The following is a 21,271-nucleotide window of genomic DNA, read 5'->3' as shown; positions in this document are numbered from 1 at the left end:
CCGACATGGAAGCGACCCAGATGACGTTCGGCGAAGGTGTCGTCGACTATGCGGTCGAGGACGGCATCGCGACGATCACGATGAACCGTCCCGAGTATCACAACGCGCAGAACTCGAAGATGACGTATGCGCTCGACGCGGCGTTCCGGCGCGCGTCGCATGACGACGCCGTGAAGGCGATCGTGCTCGCGGGCGCCGGAAAGCATTTCTCGGCGGGCCACGACATCGGCACGCCGGGCCGCGACATTCACGAGTCGTTCGACCGCGCGTCGCTGTGGTACGACCACGTCGACAAGGAGGGCGGCGAATTCCTCTATGCGCGCGAACAGGAGGTGTACCTCGGAATGTGCCGGCGCTGGCGCGACCTGCCGAAGCCGACCATTGCGATGGTGCACGGCGCGTGCATCGCGGGCGGGCTGATGCTCGCGTGGGTATGCGACCTGATCGTCGCGTCGGAGGACGCGTTCTTCGCGGATCCGGTCGTGCGGATGGGCATTCCGGGCGTCGAGTATTTCGCACATGCGTACGAACTGAACCCGCGCATCGCGAAGGAATTCCTGTTCCTCGGCGAGCGGATGCCGGCCGAGCGTGCGTACCAGATGGGCATGGTCAACCGCGTGGTGCCGCGCGAGCGGCTGCGCGACGCGACCTACGCGATCGCCGCGAAGATCGCGACGATGCCGCGGCTCGGCCTCGCGCTGACCAAGCAGGCGCTGAACCACGTCGAGGAATTGCAGGGCAAGCGCGCGGCGATGGATGCGGCCTTCGCATGGCATCACTTCGCGCATGCGCACAACGAGCTCGTCAGCGGCGACCGCCTCGGCGGCTACGACGCGCGCAAGATGGCCAGCTCGCAGCGCAGGCCGGCGGAGACGGACGGCGAAGGACGCACCGATGCGGCACCGGCCGCCGTCAACGGAGCCGCGGCATGAGCACGACGCTGCATACCCCGTTGTGCGACCTGCTCGGCTGCCGCTACCCGATCGTGCAGACCGCGATGGGCTGGGTGGCAGATGCACGGCTCGTCGCGGCGACCGCCAACGCCGGCGGCTTCGGCTTCCTGGCCGGCGCGACGCTGGAACCGGAGCAGGTCGAGGCCGAGATTTTGAAGGTGAAGTCACTGACCGACAAGCCGTTCGGCATCAACTTCCACATGTTCCAGAAGAACGCCGCGCAGGTGGTCGATCTCGCGATCAAGTATCGGCTGCGCGCGGTCAGCTACGGCCGCGGGCCGGACGCGAAGACGATCCGCCGCTTCAAGGACGCCGGCATCGTCTGCATGCCGACCGTCGGCGCGCCGAAGCACGCGGCGAAGGCGGTCGAGCTCGGCGCGGACGTCGTCACCGTGCAGGGTGCGGAAGGCGGCGGCCACACGGGCTCGGTGCCGACCACGCTGCTGCTGCCGAAGGTGCTCGATGCGGTGCGCGTGCCGGTGGTCGCGGCCGGCGGGTTCTTCGACGGGCGCGGGCTGGCTGCCGCGCTCGCGTACGGCGCGGCCGGCATCGCGATGGGCACGCGCTTCCTGATGAGCGCCGAATCGCCGGTGCCGCGCGCGACGCTCGACCGGTACGTCGCGGTCGGCGACCCGGCGCGGATCCGCGTGTCGGACGCGCTCGACGGGCTGCCGCAACGCATGATCGACAACCCGTATCTGCTGAAGCTCGAGCGCTTCGGCCCGCTGCGCCGCACGCTGTTCGCGCTGAAGACGGCCGAAGCCTGGCGCCGTCAGAACGGGCTGCGCACGACCGACATGCTGGGCCTCGCGATCAAGGCGCTGCGCTCGCACGACTACACGGCGAGCCAGACGCTGATGGCCGCGAACGCGCCGTTCCTGATTCAGCGCGCGATCGTCGAGGGGCGGCCGGACGAGGGCGTACTGCCGAGCGGCCAGGCGGCCGCGATGATCGGCGCGATCGAATCGTGCGACGCGCTGATCGCGCGGATCGTCGCGGAAGCCGGCGAGCGGCTCGACGCGCTGGCCGCGTTGCGCGGCGCGACGGCGACCCACGCGGCTTGAAAGACATCACAGGGAGGCAGTGGAGATGACTACATCCAAACAACGGGGCGGCGCGATGCCGTTCCGGATCGAGCGCGCCGACGGCATCGCCGAACTGGTGATCGCCCATCCGCCCGTGAACGCGCTCGATGCGCAGGGCTGGCATGCGCTCGCGCGGGCGCTCGATGCGCTCGGCGAGGACGACGAGGTGCGCGTGATCGTCGTGCGCGGCGAAGGCCGTGGCTTCTGCGCGGGCGTCGACATCAAGGAGCTGGCCGCGCATCCGGAACGGATCGTGTCGGTCAACGCAGGCAACTACGAGACGTTCCGCGCGGTGCACCGCAACCCGAAGCCGGTGATCGCGGCTGTTCACGGCTTCGTGCTCGGCGGCGGGATCGGCATCTGCGGCGCGGCGGATATCGTCGTCGCGGCCGATTGCGCGCGCTTCGGCGTGCCGGAGATCGACCGTGGCGCGATGGGGGGCGGCGCGCATCTGCAACGACTGTTCGGCGTGCAGAAGGTCAGAACGATGTACTTCACCGGCGACATGATCGACGCGGCCGAAGCATATCGGCTCGGCGCGGTCGAGCAGGTCGTTGCCCGCGATGCGCTGTGTGACGCGGCGCGCTCGATCGCCCGCAAGATCGCGGACAAGAGCCCGGCGATGGTGCGGCTCGCGAAGGAGGCGCTGAACGGCGTCGAGGACGGCGATCTCGAGGACAAGTACCGCTGGGAGCAGGGCTTCACGCTGCAGGCGTACATGACCAACGACTCGACGGAGGCGCGTGCCGCGTTCGTCGAGAAGCGCGACGCGCGGTTCGACGCGCAAGCCGAGGAGGCACGCGCATGAACCTGACCTATACGCAGCAACAGCAGGCGTTCCGCGCGGAAATCCGCGAATGGCTCGCCGCGCACGTGCCGCGCGAGCGGCTGCCGAGCTTCGACACCGAGGAAGGCTTCATCGCGCACCGCGAATGGGAACGCACGCTGCATTCGGGCCGCTGGAGCATGGTCACGTGGCCGCGCGAGCTGGGCGGGCGCGGTTGCGACCTGATCGAGTGGCTGATCTTCGAGGAAGAGTACTGGCGCGCCGACGCGCCGATGCGCGTGAACCAGAACGGCATCTTCCTGCTCGGCCCGACGCTGATGGATTTCGGCACGGTGGAGCAGAAGGCGCGCTTCCTGCCGGCGATGGCGGCGGGCGAGCACGTGTGGGCGCAGGGTTGGTCGGAGCCGAACGCGGGCTCGGACATGGCCGCGATCCGCACGACGGCGATCCGCATCGGCGACGAATACGTGCTCAACGGCCAGAAGATCTGGTCGACACGCGCGGTGTGGGCCGACTGGCTGTTCGGGCTGTTCCGCAGTGATCCCGAATCGTCGCGTCACCACGGGCTCACGTTCCTGATGGTGCCGCTGTCGACGCCGGGCATCACGGTGCGGCCGATCCGCCAGCTGAACGGGCAGACGGGCTTCGCGGAAATCTTCTTCGACGACGTGCGCGTGCCGGTCGAGAACCGCCTCGCGGCCGAAGGCGCGGGCTGGCAGGTCGCGATGGCGACGGCCGGCTTCGAGCGCGGGTTGATGCTGCGTTCGCCCGCCCGTTTCCAGCGCACCGCGCAGGCGCTGCGCGACCTGTATCTCGCGCACCGCGACAGCGCGGATCGCGACCCGACGCTGCGCGAACGCGTGGTGTCCGCGTGGATGGATGCGCAGGCGTACGCGCTGTCGACCTACGCGACCGCGAGCCGGCTGCTGAAGGGCGGCCATATCGGCGCGGAGTCGAGCACCAACAAGGTGTTCTGGTCGGAACTCGATTTGCGGATGCACCAGACCGCGCTCGACATTCTCGGCGCGCACGGCGAGGTCGTCCCGCAGTCGGCCGCGCAGCACGCGATGCTCGGTCACTGGCTCGACGGCTTCCTGTTCGCGCAGGCCGGCCCGATCTATGCGGGCACCAACGAGATCCAGCGCAACATCGTCGCCGAACGGATGCTCGGCATGCCGCGCGCGTAAGCGCGCAGGCGCCACCCTCACTGAACGGACATCGTATGGATTTCGTATTCGATGAAGACCAGGAAGCGCTCGCGGACAGCGTGAAGCGCCTGCTGATGACCGAGATGACCCCGGAGCTGATCCGCGAGCTGTGGGCCACGCCGACGGGCCGCTCCGACGCGCTGTGGTCGCTGTTCGCGTCGCAGGGGCTGACCGCCGTGTCGGTGCCCGAGACGCACGGCGGTCTCGGCCTGACCGAAGTGGAATGGGCGTTGCTCGCCCAGACCTACGGTTATTTCGGCAGCCCGGAGCCGTTGCTCGACACCGCGCTCGTGTCGGCCGGCGTGCTCGCGCGACTGCCCGCCGCGGACTGGCGCGACGCGCTGCTGCGCGACATCGCCGAAGGGCGCGCGCGTGTCGCGCTCGTGCATCCGGTGAACCCGTATGCGGCCGACGTGCACGTCGCGCAAACGCTGCTGTGCGAGCACCGCGGCGAGCTGCACCGCGTGGATCCCGCGCAGTGCGCGTGGCGCCCGGTCGACAGCGTCGACCCGTCGCGGCGCCTGTTCACGCTCGACTGGGAGCCGTCCGCGGCCACGCGCATCGCGAGCGCCGACGAAGCCGCGCCGCTGCTCGATCGCGCGCTCGACCACGGCGCGTTTGCGGTCGCGGCGCAGCTGCTCGGCCTCACGCAGCGCGTGCTCGACGTCGCGATCGACTACAGCGCGCAGCGCAAGCAGTTCGGCAAGGCGATCGGCTCGTACCAGGCGCTCAAGCATCTGCTCGCCGACGTCGCGATTCGCTATGAGTTCGCGCGGCCGGTGGTGGCGCGGGCGGCCCAGGCGATCGCCGACGATCATCCGCAGCGCGCGGTGCTGGTGTCGCACGCGAAGCTCGCGGCGACCGCCGCCGCGCAACTGGCCGCGCGCCACACGATGCAGGTGCACGGCGCGATCGGCTATACGTGGGAGCTCGACCTGCAGATCTTCATGAAGCGGATCTGGGCGCTCTCCGGCAGCTGGGGCGACAACGCATTCCACAAGGCCCGCGTGGCCGACGCGATCGTCGGCCGCGCATTGCCGATCGGCCCCGCGCAGACCTTCGACTTCGAGGAAACCCACTGATGAAACAAGCCTATATCGTCGACGCGCTGCGCACGCCGACCGGCCGCCGCAAGGGCGGGCTCGCGCACGTGCATGCGGCGGACCTCGGCGGCTTCGTGCTGAAGACGCTCGTCGAACGCAACGCGATTCCGGCCGACGAATACGACGACGTGGTATTCGGCTGCGTCGACACGATCGGCCCGCTCGCCGGCAACATCGCGCGCACCTGCTGGCTCGCGGCCGGGCTGCCGCTGCAGGTGCCGGGCGTGACGGTCGACCGCCAGTGCGGCTCGTCGCAACAGGCCGTGCATTTTGCCGCGCAGGCCGTGATGAGCGGCGTGCAGGACGTGGTGGTCGCGGGCGGCGTGCAGACGATGACGCAGATCCCGATCTCGTCCGCGATGACGAGCGCGGCGCCACTCGGCTTCAACGACCCGTTCTCGGGCAGCACCGGCTGGCGCGCGCGCTTCGGCGACGCGCCGGTGTCGCAGTTCGTCGCGGCACAGCGGATCGCCGATCACTGGAACCTGTCGCGCGACGCGATGGAGCGCTACGCGCTGGAAAGCCACCGCCGCGCGGTGGCGGCGATCGAGGCCGGCCATTTCAAGCGGGAAATCGTGCCGCTCGAAGGCGTGATGCACGACGAAACGCCGCGACCCGACACGTCGCTGGAAAAGATGGCGACGCTCGAACCGCTGATGCCGGGCGGCTCGCTGACGGCCGCCGTCGCGAGCCAGACCTGCGATGCGGCCGCCGCGTTGCTGATCGTGTCGGAGGACGCGCTGAAGCGCTACGGGCTCACGCCGCGCGCGCGCATTCACCACCTGAGCGTGCTCGGCGACGATCCGCTGTGGATGCTCACCGCGCCGATCCCGGCGACCAAGGCCGCGTTGAAGAAGAGCGGGCTCGACTGGTCGCGGATCGACGTTGTCGAAATGAACGAGGCGTTCGCGTCGGTCGCGCAGGCGTGGCTCGCCGACACGCGCTTCCCGCACGAGAAGACCAACCCGAACGGCGGCGGCATCGCGCTCGGTCACCCGCTCGGCGCGACCGGCGCACGGCTGATGACGACACTGCTGCACGAACTGGAACGTATCGGCGGCCGTTACGGATTGCAGACGATGTGCGAAGGCGGTGGCCTCGCGAACGTCACGATCATCGAGCGCCTGTGAGCGCGGCACTTTCACGATCTCTCGATCCAGGAGGCACAAGCATGGGAATCTGTAACGGACGCACCGCCATCATCACCGGCGCCGGCGGCGGGCTCGGGCGCGAATACGCGCTCGCGTTCGCAGCCGAAGGCGCGGCGGTCGTCGTCAACGACATCCGCCACGAGGCCGCGCAAGCCGTGTGCGACGAGATCGCACGACGCGGCGGCCGCGCGCTCGCGAATGCCGACGACATCACCACGATGGATACCGCGCAGCAGATCGTCGATGCCGCGCGCGAAGCGTTCGGCGACGTGCACGTGCTGGTCAACAACGCGGGCATCTGCCGCGACAAGATGTTCACCAGCATGACCGAAACCGACTGGGATGACGTGATGCGCGTGCATCTGCGCGGCCACTTCTGCTTGTCGAACGTGCTGGCGCGCGTGTGGCGCGACGCCGCGAAGGCCGGCAATCCGGTCGACGCGCGCATCGTCAACACGAGTTCCGGCGCCGGGCTGCAAGGGTCGATCGGTCAGTCGAACTATGGCGCGGCGAAGGCCGGCATCGCGGCGCTCACGCTGATGCAGGCGGTCGAGCTGCAGCGGTACGGCGTGCGCGTGAACGCGCTCGCGCCGGCCGCGCGCACGTCGATGACCGAAGGCGTGTTCGCCGACATGATGAAGAAGCCCGAGGACGGCGGCTTCGACTACTTCGATCCGGCCAACGTCGCGCCGCTCGTCGTGTGGCTCGGCAGCCCGCTGTCGGCCGACGTGACGGGCCAGGTGTTCGAGGTCGCAGGCGGGATGATCGCGGTCGCCGAAGGCTGGCGCACCGGCCCGAGCGTCGACCGTGGCGCGCGCTGGGCGCCGGCCGAGGTCGGCCCGGCGGTCGCGCGGCTGCTCGCCGACGCGCGTCCCGCGCAGCGTGTGTACGGGAGCTGAGGCATGGATCTGGCGCTCACCGACGAACAGGCGATGATCCGCGACGCGGCGGCCGACGTGCTCGCCGAACGCAGCGCGTCCGCCGACGTGCGCCGCGCGCTCGAGCAATCGGCCGGCCGCGACGACACGCTGTGGGCCGCGCTCGCAGGCGAGCTCGGCTGGAACGCGCTGTCGCTGCCGGAGGCGGCAGGCGGGATGGGGCTCGGCGCGGTCGAACAGACCCTGTTGATGGAACAGCTCGGCCGGCGCGTCGCGTGCGTGCCGTATTTTTCGACCGCGTGCCTGGCTGCGACCGCGCTGGCGAGCTGCCCCGACTCGCCGCACGCGACCGGCTGGCTCGCGAAGATCGCCGAAGGTGCATGCAGCGCGACGCTGGCGTTGCCGTTCGAGCTTCCGGCCGGTGCCGGGCATTTGCCGGTCGTCGCGGAAGAAGCCGCGGGCGGCTATGCGCTGTCCGGCACGATCGCACAGGTGATCGACGGCGCGCGCGCCGATCTGCTGCTGATTCCCGCACGGATCGCGAACGAAGGGCAGTCGATCGGCCTGTTCGCGATCGACGTCGCGACGGCGCCCGGCCTGAGCATCACGCCGCTCGACACGCTCGACGCGACGCGGCCGATCGCGCGCATCGTCCTCGACGAAATCCGTGTGAACCGCGACGCGTTGTTCGCCGTCGGCGCCGTTGCCTCGCAGGTGCTCGAGCGCGCCGGTTGGTTCGCGGCGCTCGCGCTGGCCGCCGAGCAGCTCGGCGGCGCACAGCAATGCCTCGACCTGACGCTCGACTACACAGGCCAGCGCGTGCAGTTCGGCCGCGCGATCGCGTCGTTCCAGGCCGTCAAGCATCGCTGCGCGCAGATGATGGTGCTGATTGAATCCGCACGCTCGGCCGTGCTCGGCGCGGCGCACGCGTGGGATGCGGAAGCGGGCGGGGCGGTGCCGGGCGCGATGGTGCGCGGCGACGTCGCGGCCGCGAAAGCCGCCGCGAACGACGCGTATGCGTTCTGCGCGCAGGAAGCGATCCAGTTGCACGGCGGTGTCGGCTTCACGTGGGAATACGACCCGCATCTCTACTTCAAGCGCGCGCAGGCGTCGCTCGCGCAGTTCGGCAGCACGCCGCAACTGCTCGAATGGCTCGCATGCCACGCGATCGACGGCGACACGTCGCGGCGCGAGGCGGCACCGACATCGGCACAGGCGTCGATGGCCACGCGTGCGTCCGCCGCGCGCACGGGAGCACTCCAATGAACAGCGAAACGCGCGAACAGCAATTGCGGCACGAAGTCGCCGACTGGGTGCAGTCGCACCTGACCGGCGAATTCGCGTGCCTGAAATTTCGCGGCGGCCCGGGCGACGAGGAAGCATTTCCGGAACTGCGCAAGGCGTGGGAACGGGAACTGGCGCGCGGTGGCTGGACCGGCCTCGGCTGGCCGACCGACGCGGGCGGCCGTGGCTTCACGGTCGCCGAGCAGGTGATCTTCCACGAGGAATATGCGCGCGCCGGCGGCCCCGGCCGGATGGGCCATATCGGCGAAGGGCTGCTCGGGCCGACGCTCGTCGCGTGCGGCACCGACGACCAGCGCGCGCGCTTTCTGCCCGGCATTCTCGCCGGCACGCAGTTCTGGTGCCAAGGCTACTCGGAGCCGGGCGCGGGCTCCGATCTCGCGAACGTGCGCACGCGTGCCGAGCAGGACACCGACGGCACCTGGCGCGTGTACGGCCAGAAGGTGTGGACGTCGCTCGCGCACGATTCCGACTGGATCTTCGTGCTCGCGCGCACCGATCCGGCATCGAAGGGCAACAAGGGGCTGTCGTTCCTGCTGATGCCGCTCGACCAGCCGGGCATCGAGATCCGCCCGATCAGGCAGCTCAACGGCGGCGCCGAATTCAACGAAGTGTTTTTCGACGGTGCGCGCGCGCAAGCACGCGACCTGGTCGGCGCGCCCGGCGACGGCTGGCGGATCGCCATGACGCTGCTCGGCTTCGAGCGCGGGATGTCGACGCTCGGCCAGCAGATGCAGTTCGTTCGCGAGCTCGAATGGGTGATCGACGCCGCGCGGGAATCGGGCGCCGATCGCGACCCGGTGCTGCGCCAGCGGATCGGCCGCGCGTGGGCCGGGCTGCGCGTGATGCGCTACAACGCGCTGCGGATGCTGTCCGGCGCGGACGATGCGAACGGCGGCGCCACCGCACCGCTGCGCCGCGAGGCGCTGATCTACAAGTACTTCTGGTCGAACTGGCACCGCGACCTCGGCCAGCTCGCGATGGACGCGCTCGGGCCGCGCGCGAACGTGATCGATCCGGCCGACGAGAAGCTCACCCATCTGCAGCGCGTATTCCTGTTCTCCCGTGCGGACACGATCTACGCCGGCACCAACGAAATCCAGCTCAACATCATGGCCGAGCGCGGGCTCGGCATGCCCAGAGAACCACGAGGCACAGCATGACCGAACCCCAGATCCAGAAAGCGCCGGCCTACGTGCCGGGCCACCAGCTGCTCGCCGGCAAATCGGTGCTGATCACGGCCGCCGCCGGCGCCGGCATCGGCTTCGCGGCCGCGCGCCGCTGCGCGGAGGAAGGCTGCCGCGCGCTGTTCATCTCCGACATCCACGAGAAGCGCCTCGAACAGGCAGTGGAGACGCTGCGCGCCGAAACGGGGCTGCGGCAGGTCTACGGCCGCCTGTGCAACGTCGCGGTCGAGGACGACGTGCAGGCCCTCGTGGCGGATGCACAGGACAAGCTCGACGGCGTCGACGTACTGATCAACAACGCCGGGCTCGGCGGCGCCAAACGCATCGTCGAAATGGACGATGCCGAATGGTCGCGGGTGATCGACATTAGCCTTACCGGGACGTTCCGGATGATGCGCGCGATGCTGCCGCACATGCAGGCCCGCGGCCGCGGCGCGATCGTCAACAACGCATCGGTGCTCGGCTGGCGTGCGCAGGCGGAACAGGCGCACTACGCGGCGGCGAAGGCGGGCGTGATGGCGCTCACGCGCTGCGCGGCGCTCGAGGCGTCGCCTTACGGGGTGCGCATCAACGCGGTCGCGCCGAGCATCGCGATGCACGATTTTCTGAAGAAGTCGGCCCCGGCCGACTTGCTGAATCAACTGGCGTCGCGCGAAGCCTTCGGGCGCGCCGCCGAAGTCTGGGAGGTCGCGAACGTGATGGTGTTCCTTGCAAGCGATTACGCGTCGTACATGACGGGCGAAGTGCTGTCGGTCAGCAGCCAGCACGCATGATGGAGACGACCCTCGACCCCGTGCGCGCGACGCCCCGCGTGTTCGCGCATCCCGATGAACTCGCGGCGGCCGTCGGCTGCACGCTCGGCGCGAGCGCGTGGCTCGCGATCGACCAGATCCGCATCGACGGCTTCGCCGACGCGACGGGCGACCATCAGTGGGTGCACGTCGACCCGGTGCGGGCGAAGGACGGCCCGTTCGGCGCGTGCATCGCGCACGGCTACCTGACGCTGTCGCTCGTCAACCATTTCCTGCCGCAGATCGTGCGCATCGACGGCGCGCGGCTCGGCGTCAACTACGGCTGCGACAGGATCCGTTTCCCGGCGCCGGTGAAGGTCGACGTGCGCGTGCGGGGCGTCGGCGAACTGCTGCGCGTCGAGCCGCTCGACGGCGGCGTGCAGGCGTGGATCCGCGTGACCGTCGAGATCGAAGGCGAAGGCAAGCCCGGCTGCGTTGCCGACACGATCAGCCGTTACTACTTCTAGTTCCAGATTCAGAGAGCCAGCTCATGGAAGACGCAGTCATCGTTTCCGTCGCACGCACGCCGATCGGCAAGGCGTTTCGCGGCCTGTTCAACGACACCGAGGCGCCCGCGCTGGGCGGCCACGTCGTGCGCACCGCGCTCGAACGCGCGGGCGTCGCGCCGGCCGACGTCGATGACGTGCTGATCGGCTGCGCCGCGCAGCAGGGTACGCAGGGCTACAACATCGGCCGCCTGTCGGCCGCGGCGGCGGGGCTGCCGGCGTCGGTGCCCGGCATGGCGATCGACCGGATGTGTTCGTCGGGCCTGATGTCGATCGCGAGCGCCGCGCGCAGCATCGGCGCGGGCGACGCGCGGATCGTCGTCGCAGGCGGCGTCGAATCGATCTCGCTCACGCAGAACAAGCACAAGAACGGCTACCGCGCGCGTTCGCAGGCCGTGCTCGACCACCAGCCGGCCGCGTACATGGCGATGATGGAAACCGCCGAGATCGTGTCGCGCCGCTACGGGATCTCGCGTGCGGCGCAGGACGAATTCGCGCTGCAGAGCCATCAGCGCACCGCTGACGCGCAGGCGGCCGGCCGCTTCGACGCGGAAATCGCGCCGCTCGACGTGACGCGCGCGCTGTTCGACAAGGAAGGCCACCTGACCGGTCACGAGGCCGTGCGCGCGGCGCGCGACGAAGGCGTGCGTGCCGATACGACGGCCGAGCGGCTCGCGGGGCTCAAGCCGTCGTGGAGCGGCGGCAAGGTCGTGGAGCAGGGCGAGTTCGTGACGGCCGGCAACGCGTCGCAGCTGTCGGACGGCGCGGCGGCGGTGGTCGTGATGTCGCGCGCCGAAGCCGCGCGTCGCGGGCTCGCGCCGCTCGGCACGTTCCGCGGGCTGGCCGTGGCCGGCTGCGAGCCGGACGAGATGGGCATCGGCCCGGTGTTCGCGATCCCGAAGCTGCTGGCGCGCTTCGGGATGACCGTGCGCGACGTCGGGCTGTGGGAGCTGAACGAGGCCTTCGCGTGCCAGGCGCTGTATTGCCGCGACACGCTCGGCATTCCCGACGAGCGGCTGAACGTCGACGGCGGTGCGATCGCGCTCGGCCACCCGTTCGGGATGTCGGGCACGCGGATGACGATGCACGCGCTGCTCGAAGGCGCGCGCCGCGGCGTGCGGCATGCGGTCGTGACGATGTGCATCGGCGGCGGGATGGGTGCCGCCGCGCTGTTCGAGGTCGGCGCGTAACGGCATTCGACGCAGCCGCACCGGCTGCCGGACCGGCAGCCCGGAACGGCTGCCATCCATTCGGAACCATGCGAGGCCGCGGCAACGACCGACGGCCCGGAGACTTGCAGCGGCAGGGCGAGCGCGTCGGCGCGGGCCCGGGCCGCTTGCCAGGACAGGAGACAACCGATGAAACGTACCTTGCCAGGACTCACGATGTCGGCGCTTGTGCTCGGCGCCGCGCTGTTCGCGTTCTCGCCGCGACCGCTGCCGGCGTTCCCGGTCACCGCGATCCATGCGGACCGCTTGCAGATCAACGGGCTCGCCCGCGCCGGCACGCGCATCGTCGCGGTCGGCGAGCGCGGCGTGATTCTGCTGAGCGACGATGCGGGCCGTCGCTGGCGGCCGGCCTCGGTCACGCCCGATCAGGGCTCGACGCTCACGCAGGTGAGCTTCATCACGCCGACGCTCGGCATCGCGGTCGGCCACGACGGCCGGATCGTGCGCAGCGACGACGCGGGCGTGCACTGGCGCGAGGTCCACAGCGACCACGCGCGTTCCGATCCGCTGTTGTCCGTCTGGGGCAGCGCGAACGGCCCGCTGTTCGCGGCCGGCAGTTTCGGCCAGCTGCTGCGCTCGGACGATGCCGGACTCACGTGGCAGCCGCTGAAGACGCCGGCGGGCGACCGCCACCTGAACGCGATCGTCGGCGACAGCCACGGCAACCTGCTGATCGCGGGCGAGAGCGGCACGCTGCTGCGCTCGACCGACAACGGCGCAACCTGGGACACACTCCCGTCGCCGTACGCAGGCTCGCTGTTCGGCGCGCTGATGCTCGCGAACGGCGACTGGGTCGCGTACGGCATGCGCGGCAACGTGCTGCGCAGCACCGATCGCGGCGCGACCTGGACGCACGTCGACAGCCGCGTGCCGGTGTCGTACTTCGGCGCGACCCAGCTTGCCGACGGCGAACTCGTGCTGGTCGGCCAGGGCGGCGCGATCGTCGCGTCGCGCGACGGCGGCCTGACCTTCGACGTGCGCAAGCTCGGCGGCGTGCAGAGCCTCGCGGCCGTGCTCGACATGGGCTCCGGCGCGCTGCTGCTCGGCGGCGAGGCCGGCGTCGCGCCGCTCGCCGCGTCGCCGTCCTGATGCGCGACGGCGGCGCTTGCCGTCGCCCGCATCCGTTCGCCTCGCCGAGCCGACCCGTTTCGCCCGCATCGTCCGTCCCGTCCGTTCCGACCCGAGAAATCCATGAACGACCTGTCACGCCCCACCGAAGCCGTTCCCGCATCGCGCCTCGCCGCGTTCGTCGAGCGCTGCGCCGACACGATCATCCGGCAGCGCCGGCTGCTGATGCTGCTGTGCGTCGCGGTGACGCTCGCGCTCGGCTTGTCCGCGACGCGCCTGAAGCTCGATCCGGGCTTCAACAAGATGATCCCGATGCAGCACCCGTACATGCAGGTGTTCGAGCGCTACGCGGGCGCGTTCCCCGGCGCGAACACGATCCTCGTCAGCCTGCGCTGGAAGGGCGACGGCGACATCTACAACCAGACGTTCATGGACGCGCTGCGCCACGCGACCGACGACGTGTTCTTCATCCCCGGCGTGAACCGCTCGCGCGTGTTCTCGCTGTTCACGCCGAACGTCCACTACACGGAAGTGACCGAAGCCGGCTTTCGCGGCGACGTGGTCGTGCCCGGCCAGTTCTCGAGCGCGAACCCGGACGATCTCGCGAAGGTGCGCCGCAACGTCGCACGCTCCGGGCAGATCGGCCGGCTGGTCGGCAACGACCTGAAGTCGGCGCTGATCCGCGCGGAACTGCGCGAGACCGATCCGGCCTCCGGCAAGCGGCTCGACTACAGCGCGGTCGCGCGCCAGCTCGAGGAAATCCGTGCGCGCTACGCGAAGCAGGGCATCGACGTCAACATCATCGGCTTCGCGAAGCTGGTGGGCGACGTCGAGGCCGGGATCGCCGGCGTGATGGCGTTCTTCGCGCTGGCGTTCCTCGTGACGGCCGCGCTGCTGTTCGCCTATACGCGCTCGCTGAAAACCACCGTGCTCGCGCTCGTCGTCGCGCTGCTGCCGGTCGTCTGGCTGCTCGGCGCGCTGCCGCTGCTCGGGCTCGGCATCGACCCGATGTCGATCCTCGTGCCGTTCCTGATCTTCTCGATCGGCGTGTCGCATGCGGTGCAGATGACCAACGCGTGGAAGCAGGCGCTGGTGCGCGGCGCGTCGTCGGTCGAAGCCGCGCGCGACGCGTTTCGCAAGCTGTTCGTGCCGGGCACGGTCGCGCTGCTGACCAACGCGCTCGGCTTCATGGTGATCATGCGGATCCGGATCGACATCGTGCGCGAGCTCGGCATCACCGCGTGCCTCGGCGTGCTGCTCATGATCGTCACCAACAAGGTGTTCCTGCCGATCCTGCTGTCGTACACGCGCCTCGAGCGCGGCACGCTCGCGCGCGCCCAGCGCACGGCCGCCGCGGGCGGCAGCGGGAAGTGGTCGCGCTTCGCGGTGTTCGCGCGGCCGGCGCCGGCGCTCGGCGTGTTCGCCGTGGCGCTCGCGCTGCTCGCATACGGCACGCTCGAGTCGCGCAAGCTGGAGATCGGCGACATCGGCACCGGTGCGCCGGAGCTGCGCGCGAACTCGCGCTACAACATCGACAACGCCGCCATCACGCACCAGTACAACATCGGTGTCGACGTGCTGTCGGTGATCGTCGAGACGACCGGTTTCGACGACGCGTGCCTGCACTACCCGGTGATGAGCGCGATCGAGAAGTTCGAGATGAACATGCGCGGTGTGGCCGGCGTGCAGTCGGTCACGAGCGTGTCGTCGCAGGGCAAGGTGTTCATCGCCGCGTTCAACGAAGGCAACCCGCGCTGGGCCGCGCTGCCGCGCTCCAGCGACGGGCTCACGCAGGGCGCCAATGCGTTCGATCCCGACAACGGGATGAACACCGCGAACTGCAAGGCGATCCAGGTGCTGATCTACACGCAGAACCACGAAGGCACGACCATCGCGCACATCGTCGACGAGATCAAGCGCTTCGCGGCCGAGAACCCCACGCCGAACGTCGCGTTCCGGCTCGCGGGCGGCAACGTCGGCGTGATGGCGGCGACCAACGAGGCGGTCGGTGACGCGGAGATCGCGATGCTGCTGTCGATCTTCGGCGCGATCGCGCTGCTGTGCGCGGTCACGTTCCGCTCGTGGCGCGCGGTGCTGTGCATCATCGTGCCGCTCACGCTGGTGTCGATCCTGTGCAACGCGGTGATGGCGCGGCTCGGCATCGGGCTGAAGGTCGCGACGCTGCCGGTGATCACGCTCGGCGTCGGGGTCGGCGTCGACTACGGGATCTACCTGTACGAACGCCTGCAGCACGACATCCGCCACGGCGCGACGCTGCCGGACGCATTCGCCGACGCGATGCGCCAGCGCGGCACCGCGGCGCTGTTCACGGCCGTCACGATGTTCATCGGCGTCGGCACCTGGGCGTTCTCCGCGCTGAAATTCCAGGTCGACATGGGCGTGCTGCTCGCGTTCATGTTCCTCGTGAACCTGTTCGGCGCGGTGTTCCTGCTGCCCGCGCTGGCCGCATGGCTCGGCGTCGAGCGCGCCGAGCGCCGCGTGTCGCACGAGCCGCAGCCGGCATCGCCGCAGGCCGCGCCGACACCCGCGCTCAAGCCGACACGCACGCTCGAACCCGGCAATCCGGTGCGCTGAGCGACGCAACCCCCGTTACCCGGTGCGCGGCGGGCCGCCGCGCGTCCCACCAAGAGGAGTCAACCCACATGTCCGCACGCCCTTACAAGATCGAAGCCCAGCCGCTCGCGCAGCGCTATGCGCGCGGCTGGCACTGCCTCGGGCTCGCCCGCGACTACAAGGACGGCAAGCCGCATACGCTGAACGTCTTCGGCCGCAAGCTCGCCGCGTTCGCCGATTCGACCGGCAAGATCAACGTCGTCGACGCGTATTGCCCGCACATGGGCGCCGACCTGAGCCTCGGCAAGGTCGAAGGCGATAACCTCGTGTGCCCGTTCCACGGCTGGGCGTGGAACGGCGAAGGGCAGTGCGCGTCGATCCCGTACTGCAAGCGGATTCCGCCGAAGGCGCGCATCGGCGCGTGGCCGACCTGCGAGGAAAACAACCTGCTGTTCGTGTGGAACGACCCGGAAGGCAACGCGCCGCCGCCGGAAGTCGCGATTCCGCGCCTCGACGTGTGCTTCTCCGACGAATGGTCGGACTGGGTCGTCGACAAGATGGTGATCCAGGCGAATTGCCGCGAGCTGGTCGACAACATCTCGGACGTCGCGCACTTCGCGACCGTGCACCGCGCGCCGATCGACTATTTCGCGAACCTGTTCGAGGATCACAAGGCGACGCAGCTGATGGTCGGCCGCAGCGAGAAGCTCGGCGGCGACAGCCTGACGGCGTTGTCGACGTATTTCGGGCCGGCCGTGCACATCACGCAGATGACGGGGCAAAGCGGCGGGCAGCCGATCCATTCGGTGTTGCTGAACTGCCACGTGCCGATCGACATGAACAGCTTCGAGCTGCGCTACGGCGTGATCGTGAAGAAGGTGGCCGGCCTGAGCGACGCGCAGAACATGGAGATCGCGAACGCATACGTGAAGGAAGCGCAGCGCGCGTTCTACGAGGACGTCGACATCTGGCACAGCAAGACGCGCATCGACAACCCGCTGCTGTGCGAAGGCGACGGGCCGCTGTACCAGATGCGCGACTGGTATTCGCAGTTCTACCTGGACGCGGCCGACGTGCGGCCGTCGAGCGTCGCGCGCAAGACGTTCGAGATGAATATCCGCGACGGCGCGACGCCGCCGGCGCTGCATCACGTGTTCGAACCGCGGTGACGGGCAGTAACAGGGTGAACGGGGGCGAACGCGGCGAAAATAGGGGCTGCATCGTTTCGCCTCCAGATCGCCGCGCACCCCCGCCAGGCAAGGCGCGCGCGCTGCCGCGCGCCTGCATCGCATCGAAAGAGCTTGACGGATCGGTCTGCACCGCGTAGTGTCCGAGACCGAAGTCTTCAAGAAGTTCGATTGCTCATCATTGGCCGCACGCGGTGCGGCAGTCGTTGGTCTCTCCCTCTTTTGATTCTTTCTGTGCCTGTCACGGGCGCATGTTCATCGTTCGTATCAATCGTATTAAGGAAGTATTTGTGGATACCGGTACCGTCAAGTGGTTCAACGAAACCAAGGGCTTTGGTTTCATCTCCCCGGACAACGGCGGCGACGATCTGTTCGCCCATTTCTCGGAAATTCGCGGCACGGGCTTCAAGACCCTGGCCGAAGGCCAGAAGGTCAGCTTCGAAGTGAAGCGTGGCCCGAAGGGTCTGCAAGCGTCGAACATCACGCCGCAGTAAGCCGCGTCGGCACCGGCCGTCGAATGGCGGCCGCTGCCGGACGAATTTCGCGCGGATGCCGGCCCGAGCCGGCGTCCTGCGCGTTTCGACGCACACGACCGATGCATCGCGGAATTCACGATGCATCGGTCGTGTGCTTCTCTCATCCATCGCAGGTCCGTACGACGTGCGATCCAACGCCCTCGCGAAGCGCTCGCCGCGTCGCCAGCGGCCCATGCTGCAACCCGAGTAGACCGTCGCCATGCCGCACACGGCGCGGTCCCGACTTTGCGCGGTGCCGATTGCACCGCCGCCACCGACCGCCCGACCGCCGCATTGCGCCGGGCTCCGATTGCAAGACGGGCGCGTCGTCCGTCTGAACGAATTGATCCCCGGCATCCCGCCGGCCGCCGTCCCGTTGAGGGGCACGGCGCCGGTGAGCTCGCCGCGGCCGCGGTCATCACCTTGTCTGGAGGAATTGGTTTGGCAAAAGAAGAACTGCTGGAACTGGACGGAATCGTCGACGAAGTGCTGCCGGACAGCAAATACCGTGTCACGCTGGAAAACGGCGTCGTGGTCGGCGCGTATGCGTCGGGCCGCATGCGCAAGAACCACATCCGCATTCTCGCGGGCGATCGCGTGACGCTGGAACTGTCGATGTACGACCTGACCAAGGGCCGCATCAACTTCCGCCACAAGGACGCGAATTCGACGCGTCCGCAGCGCCCCGGGCAACCGCGTCGCTAAAGCAGTAGCGATCGGGCAGCGCAACGCCGCACCGATCGAAACCCGTCCGGCCCGTTGATGCGGCCGGGCACACCGGATGGACGGCGCGGCTCGCGCCGTTCGGCGGTCGTCAGCGGCGGGGCAGTGCCGCGGCGGCCGAGGCCGCATTCTCTCCGGTCGAATCGCCCGATTCGGCTCGCTTTTCCCGCACGCGTCGATTCGCCGCGCATCGCTTCTCCACCCACGCCGGTCGTCGGCTGAATGCCCGTGTCTTGCCGCGCGCCGTGCCCGGCTTTACGCGCAGGCCGGCGTAGCCGTACACTCGTCTGCAATTCGCGGCCCGCGCACGCTGCAGCGCCTTTCCTTTCAGTTGCTTTCAGTGCCGCCGCGATCGTGCCAGCAGGACTTTCGTCGCGCGACGCCAGGAGGCGCCATGAGTGCAGACGCAGCCCCCGCAGCTCCGTCGGTTCAGGACCGCATCCGGCACGTGTTCGTGCTGATGCTCGAGAACCGTTCGTTCGATCATCTGTTCGCGCTGTCGGGCTATCCCGACATCGTTGCCGCATCACCGGGTAACAGCAACGCGTACGGCGATGCGGTCTACCCGTTCGGCGGCGGCGCACCCGACCGGATGCCGACCGATCCGTGCCACGAATTCACCGACGTGCTCGAACAGCTTTGCGGCACGGGCGTGCCGTTCGTCAAAGGGCGACCTTATCCGAGCATCAACAATTCGGGATTCGTGTCGAACTACGCGACGTCGCATTCCGAAGGCACGCCGCCGCAGCCAGCCGATGCGGGCAAGATCATGCAGGGCGTCAATATCGCGACGCAGGCGCCGTCGCTGTACGCGCTGGCGAACGCATTCGTGCTGTGCGACGCGTGGCACGCGTCGATGCCGGGGCCGACCTGGCCGAACCGCTTCTTCCTGCACGGCGCGTCGTCGGCCGGCCTCGACCATTCGCCGACCAGGGAGGAAATGGCCGGATGGGACGCGTTCGACGGCTTCCCCTATCCGAAAGGTTCGATCTTCGCCGCGCTCGGCGACGACAACTGGCGCATCTACCAGGACCAGTCGGGCGACCCGCTCGGCCACGTGCCGCAGGTGGCATCGCTGAAGGGCGTGAGCTTCTTCGACATCGACGACCTCGCGCATTTCGAGGCCGATCTCGCGGCCGGCTATACGGCGCGCTATACGTTCATCGAGCCCGGCTACGGCGACATCGTGCACGGCACCTACCGGAACGGCAGTTCGCAGCACCCGATGGATGGCCTGGCCGGTGGCGACCAGCTCGCCGCGCGCGTGTACGACGCGATCCGCAATTCGCCGGTGTGGGAGAGCAGCCTGTTCGTGATCTGCTACGACGAGCATGGCGGCTTCTACGATTCGGTCAGGCCGGGCGCCGCGCCGCCGCCGAACGATGGCGCGGCGGCGACGTTGAACGCGAGCGGCTTCGGGTTCGACGTGTACGGCGTGCGGGTGCCGGCGATCGTGATTTCGCCGTGGGTCGCGGCCGGGCAGGTCGACCATACGCCGTACGACCATGCGTCGGTCGCCGCGACGCTCGAGCGGCTGTTCGGCCTCGCGCCGCTGACGGACCGCGACCGTCTCGCGAACGACCTGCTGGCGCTCGTCACCACGACCTGCCGCACCGACTGCCCGCAAAGGATCGGATCATGAGTACGACACCGGCCCCCGACCCGCGCGATGCGCTGCCCGTGCGCGACGGCACGAGCCTGGTCGCGTATCTGCACATCCTGAAGAAAGCGCATGCGGCGCTGGTCGGCCATGACAAGGCCCATCAGCGCTTCAGCGAGATCGTGACGCGCGGACAGGCGCGGCAGTACATCGAGGAGCTGATGCCGACGCTGCTGCAGGCGCGCGCGGCGCATCGGCGCAAGCGGCACGGCGGGAAGCATCGTTGACGATGCGTGGCCGGGGCGGGCGATCCCGACACCCGAAATGAAAACGGGGCTTGCGCCCCGTTTCCCGTTGCTTCCGGACGAATGGCTACAACGTTCGCTCAGGCCGCGACTTCCCGCGCCCGCACCATCGTCAGCGCCGCGTCCTCGATCATGTCCTCCTGCCCGCCGACGAGCCGCTGGCGGCCCAGTTCGACGAGGATGTCGCGCGCCGGAATCCCGTATTTCGCTTCCGCACGCTTCGCGAACAGCAGGAACGACGAGTAGACGCCCGCATAGCCGAGCGTCAGCGCATCGCGGTCGAGGCGGATCGGTGCGTCCATGATCGGCACGACGAGATCCTCGGCCACGTCGGAAATTGCGAACACGTCGACACCCGTCTCGATCTCCATCCGGTCGCACACCGCGACGAACACTTCCATCGGCGTGTTGCCCGCGCCGGCGCCGAGGCCAGCTGCGGCCGCATCGATCCGGTTTGCGCCCGCGGCAACGGCCGCGACCGAGTTCGCGACGCCCATCGCGAGGTTGTGATGGCCGTGGAAGCCGAGTTCCGTGTCCGGCTTCAGCGCATCGCGCACCTGGCCGATCCGCGCGGTCACGTCGTCGGGCAGCATGTGGCCGGCCGAATCGGTGATGTAGATGCAGTTCGCGCCATACGACTCCATCAGCTTCGCCTGCACGACGAGCTGCTCCGGCGACGACATGTGCGCCATCATCAGAAAGCCGACCGTATCGAGCCCGAGCGTGCGCGCGAGGCCGATGTGCTGCTCCGACACGTCCGCCTCGGTGCAGTGCGTCGCGACGCGGATCGTGCCGACGCCGAGTTCGTGCGCCATGCGCAGATGTTCGACCGTGCCGATGCCGGGCAGCAGCAACGCCGATACCTTCGCCTGCTTCAACTCCGGAATGACGGCGCTCAGGTATGCCTCGTCGGTATGCGCGGGGAAACCGTAATTGACCGACGCGCCGCCGAGCCCGTCGCCGTGCGTGACCTCGATCAGCGGCACGCCGGCCGCATCGAGCCCGCGCGCGATGTTGCGCATCTGGTCGAGCGTGATCTGGTGGCGCTTCGGGTGCATCCCGTCGCGCAGCGACATGTCGTGGACGGTGATCTTCTTGCCTGCAAGTGACATCGTGTGA

20 protein-coding genes are annotated in these 21,271 nt (G+C 69.1%); 19 read left to right on the top strand and 1 reads right to left on the bottom strand.

Going from position 1 to position 21,271, the window contains the following annotated elements:
* Positions 1–5: 5 nt before the first annotated feature.
* The 19 genes from DIE11_RS08555 (at position 6) to DIE11_RS08465 (ending at position 20,134) form a co-directional block, all read left to right on the top strand.
* Positions 6–932, top strand: coding sequence for an enoyl-CoA hydratase (locus DIE11_RS08555; protein ID WP_124622842.1), 927 nt, complete (start codon positions 6–8; stop codon positions 930–932).
* Positions 929–2,017: a nitronate monooxygenase family protein gene (locus tag DIE11_RS08550; protein WP_124622840.1), complete on the top strand. Its 1,089-nt coding sequence runs from the start codon at positions 929–931 to the stop codon at positions 2,015–2,017. The genes DIE11_RS08555 and DIE11_RS08550 overlap by 4 nt, the downstream gene beginning before the upstream one ends.
* Before the next feature lie 25 nt (positions 2,018–2,042).
* Positions 2,043–2,846, top strand: a complete 804-nt coding sequence (locus tag DIE11_RS08545; protein WP_124622838.1) for an enoyl-CoA hydratase family protein — start codon at positions 2,043–2,045, stop codon at positions 2,844–2,846.
* The gene (locus DIE11_RS08540; RefSeq protein WP_124622836.1) at positions 2,843–4,012 is read left to right on the top strand and encodes an acyl-CoA dehydrogenase family protein; all 1,170 of its coding nucleotides are present in this window, start codon (positions 2,843–2,845) and stop codon (positions 4,010–4,012) included. Before DIE11_RS08545 ends, DIE11_RS08540 begins: the two co-directional genes overlap by 4 nt.
* Before the next feature lie 35 nt (positions 4,013–4,047).
* Entirely contained in the window at positions 4,048–5,115 is a 1,068-nt protein-coding gene (locus tag DIE11_RS08535) for an acyl-CoA dehydrogenase family protein (protein WP_124622835.1), read from the top strand.
* Positions 5,115–6,266, top strand: a complete 1,152-nt coding sequence (locus tag DIE11_RS08530) for an acetyl-CoA C-acetyltransferase (RefSeq protein ID WP_124622833.1) — start codon at positions 5,115–5,117, stop codon at positions 6,264–6,266. The genes DIE11_RS08535 and DIE11_RS08530 overlap by 1 nt, the downstream gene beginning before the upstream one ends.
* Positions 6,267–6,307: 41 nt before the next feature.
* A complete protein-coding gene (locus DIE11_RS08525) occupies positions 6,308–7,186 on the top strand; it encodes an SDR family oxidoreductase (protein WP_124622831.1) in 879 nt (292 codons plus the stop codon).
* A 3-nt stretch (positions 7,187–7,189) separates the two neighbouring features.
* Positions 7,190–8,431 carry an acyl-CoA dehydrogenase family protein gene (locus DIE11_RS08520; RefSeq protein ID WP_124622829.1) on the top strand — a complete coding sequence of 414 codons (1,242 nt, stop codon included), beginning with the start codon at positions 7,190–7,192 and terminating at the stop codon, positions 8,429–8,431.
* On the top strand, positions 8,428–9,630 hold the full coding sequence (locus DIE11_RS08515) for an acyl-CoA dehydrogenase family protein (RefSeq protein WP_124622827.1): 1,203 nt from the start codon (positions 8,428–8,430) through the stop codon (positions 9,628–9,630). Before DIE11_RS08520 ends, DIE11_RS08515 begins: the two co-directional genes overlap by 4 nt.
* Entirely contained in the window at positions 9,627–10,427 is an 801-nt protein-coding gene (locus tag DIE11_RS08510) for an SDR family oxidoreductase (RefSeq protein ID WP_124622825.1), read from the top strand. The genes DIE11_RS08515 and DIE11_RS08510 overlap by 4 nt, the downstream gene beginning before the upstream one ends.
* Entirely contained in the window at positions 10,427–10,912 is a 486-nt protein-coding gene (locus DIE11_RS08505; protein WP_124623160.1) for a MaoC family dehydratase, read from the top strand. The genes DIE11_RS08510 and DIE11_RS08505 overlap by 1 nt, the downstream gene beginning before the upstream one ends.
* A gap of 23 nt (positions 10,913–10,935) precedes the next feature.
* Complete coding sequence (locus tag DIE11_RS08500; RefSeq protein WP_124622824.1) at positions 10,936–12,141, top strand: acetyl-CoA C-acyltransferase; 1,206 nt, start codon at positions 10,936–10,938, stop codon at positions 12,139–12,141.
* A 168-nt stretch (positions 12,142–12,309) separates the two neighbouring features.
* On the top strand, positions 12,310–13,269 hold the full coding sequence (locus DIE11_RS08495; protein ID WP_059600529.1) for a hypothetical protein: 960 nt from the start codon (positions 12,310–12,312) through the stop codon (positions 13,267–13,269).
* A 102-nt stretch (positions 13,270–13,371) separates the two neighbouring features.
* Entirely contained in the window at positions 13,372–15,843 is a 2,472-nt protein-coding gene (locus DIE11_RS08490; RefSeq protein ID WP_124622822.1) for an RND family transporter, read from the top strand.
* Between the two features lie 68 nt (positions 15,844–15,911).
* Positions 15,912–16,991 carry a Rieske 2Fe-2S domain-containing protein gene (locus DIE11_RS08485; RefSeq protein ID WP_124622820.1) on the top strand — a complete coding sequence of 360 codons (1,080 nt, stop codon included), beginning with the start codon at positions 15,912–15,914 and terminating at the stop codon, positions 16,989–16,991.
* Between the two features lie 308 nt (positions 16,992–17,299).
* On the top strand, positions 17,300–17,503 hold the full coding sequence (locus DIE11_RS08480) for a cold-shock protein (protein WP_006483056.1): 204 nt from the start codon (positions 17,300–17,302) through the stop codon (positions 17,501–17,503).
* Positions 17,504–17,965: 462 nt separating this feature from the next.
* On the top strand, positions 17,966–18,229 hold the full coding sequence (infA, locus tag DIE11_RS08475) for a translation initiation factor IF-1 (protein ID WP_059600526.1): 264 nt from the start codon (positions 17,966–17,968) through the stop codon (positions 18,227–18,229).
* Between the two features lie 412 nt (positions 18,230–18,641).
* The gene (locus tag DIE11_RS08470) at positions 18,642–19,889 is read left to right on the top strand and encodes an alkaline phosphatase family protein (protein ID WP_124622817.1); all 1,248 of its coding nucleotides are present in this window, start codon (positions 18,642–18,644) and stop codon (positions 19,887–19,889) included.
* On the top strand, positions 19,886–20,134 hold the full coding sequence (locus tag DIE11_RS08465; RefSeq protein WP_124622815.1) for a hypothetical protein: 249 nt from the start codon (positions 19,886–19,888) through the stop codon (positions 20,132–20,134). Before DIE11_RS08470 ends, DIE11_RS08465 begins: the two co-directional genes overlap by 4 nt.
* Before the next feature lie 98 nt (positions 20,135–20,232).
* Here DIE11_RS08465 and dmpG read toward each other — a convergent pair whose 3' ends face one another.
* Complete coding sequence (gene dmpG / locus DIE11_RS08460) at positions 20,233–21,264, bottom strand: 4-hydroxy-2-oxovalerate aldolase (protein WP_124622813.1); 1,032 nt, start codon at positions 21,262–21,264, stop codon at positions 20,233–20,235.
* Between the last annotated feature and the right edge of the window lie 7 nt (positions 21,265–21,271).

The organism is Burkholderia sp. Bp9012, assembly GCF_003853825.1.
Taxonomy (GTDB): Bacteria; Pseudomonadota; Gammaproteobacteria; order Burkholderiales; family Burkholderiaceae; genus Burkholderia; species Burkholderia diffusa.
This window is presented reverse-complemented; position numbering and strand designations above follow the sequence as displayed.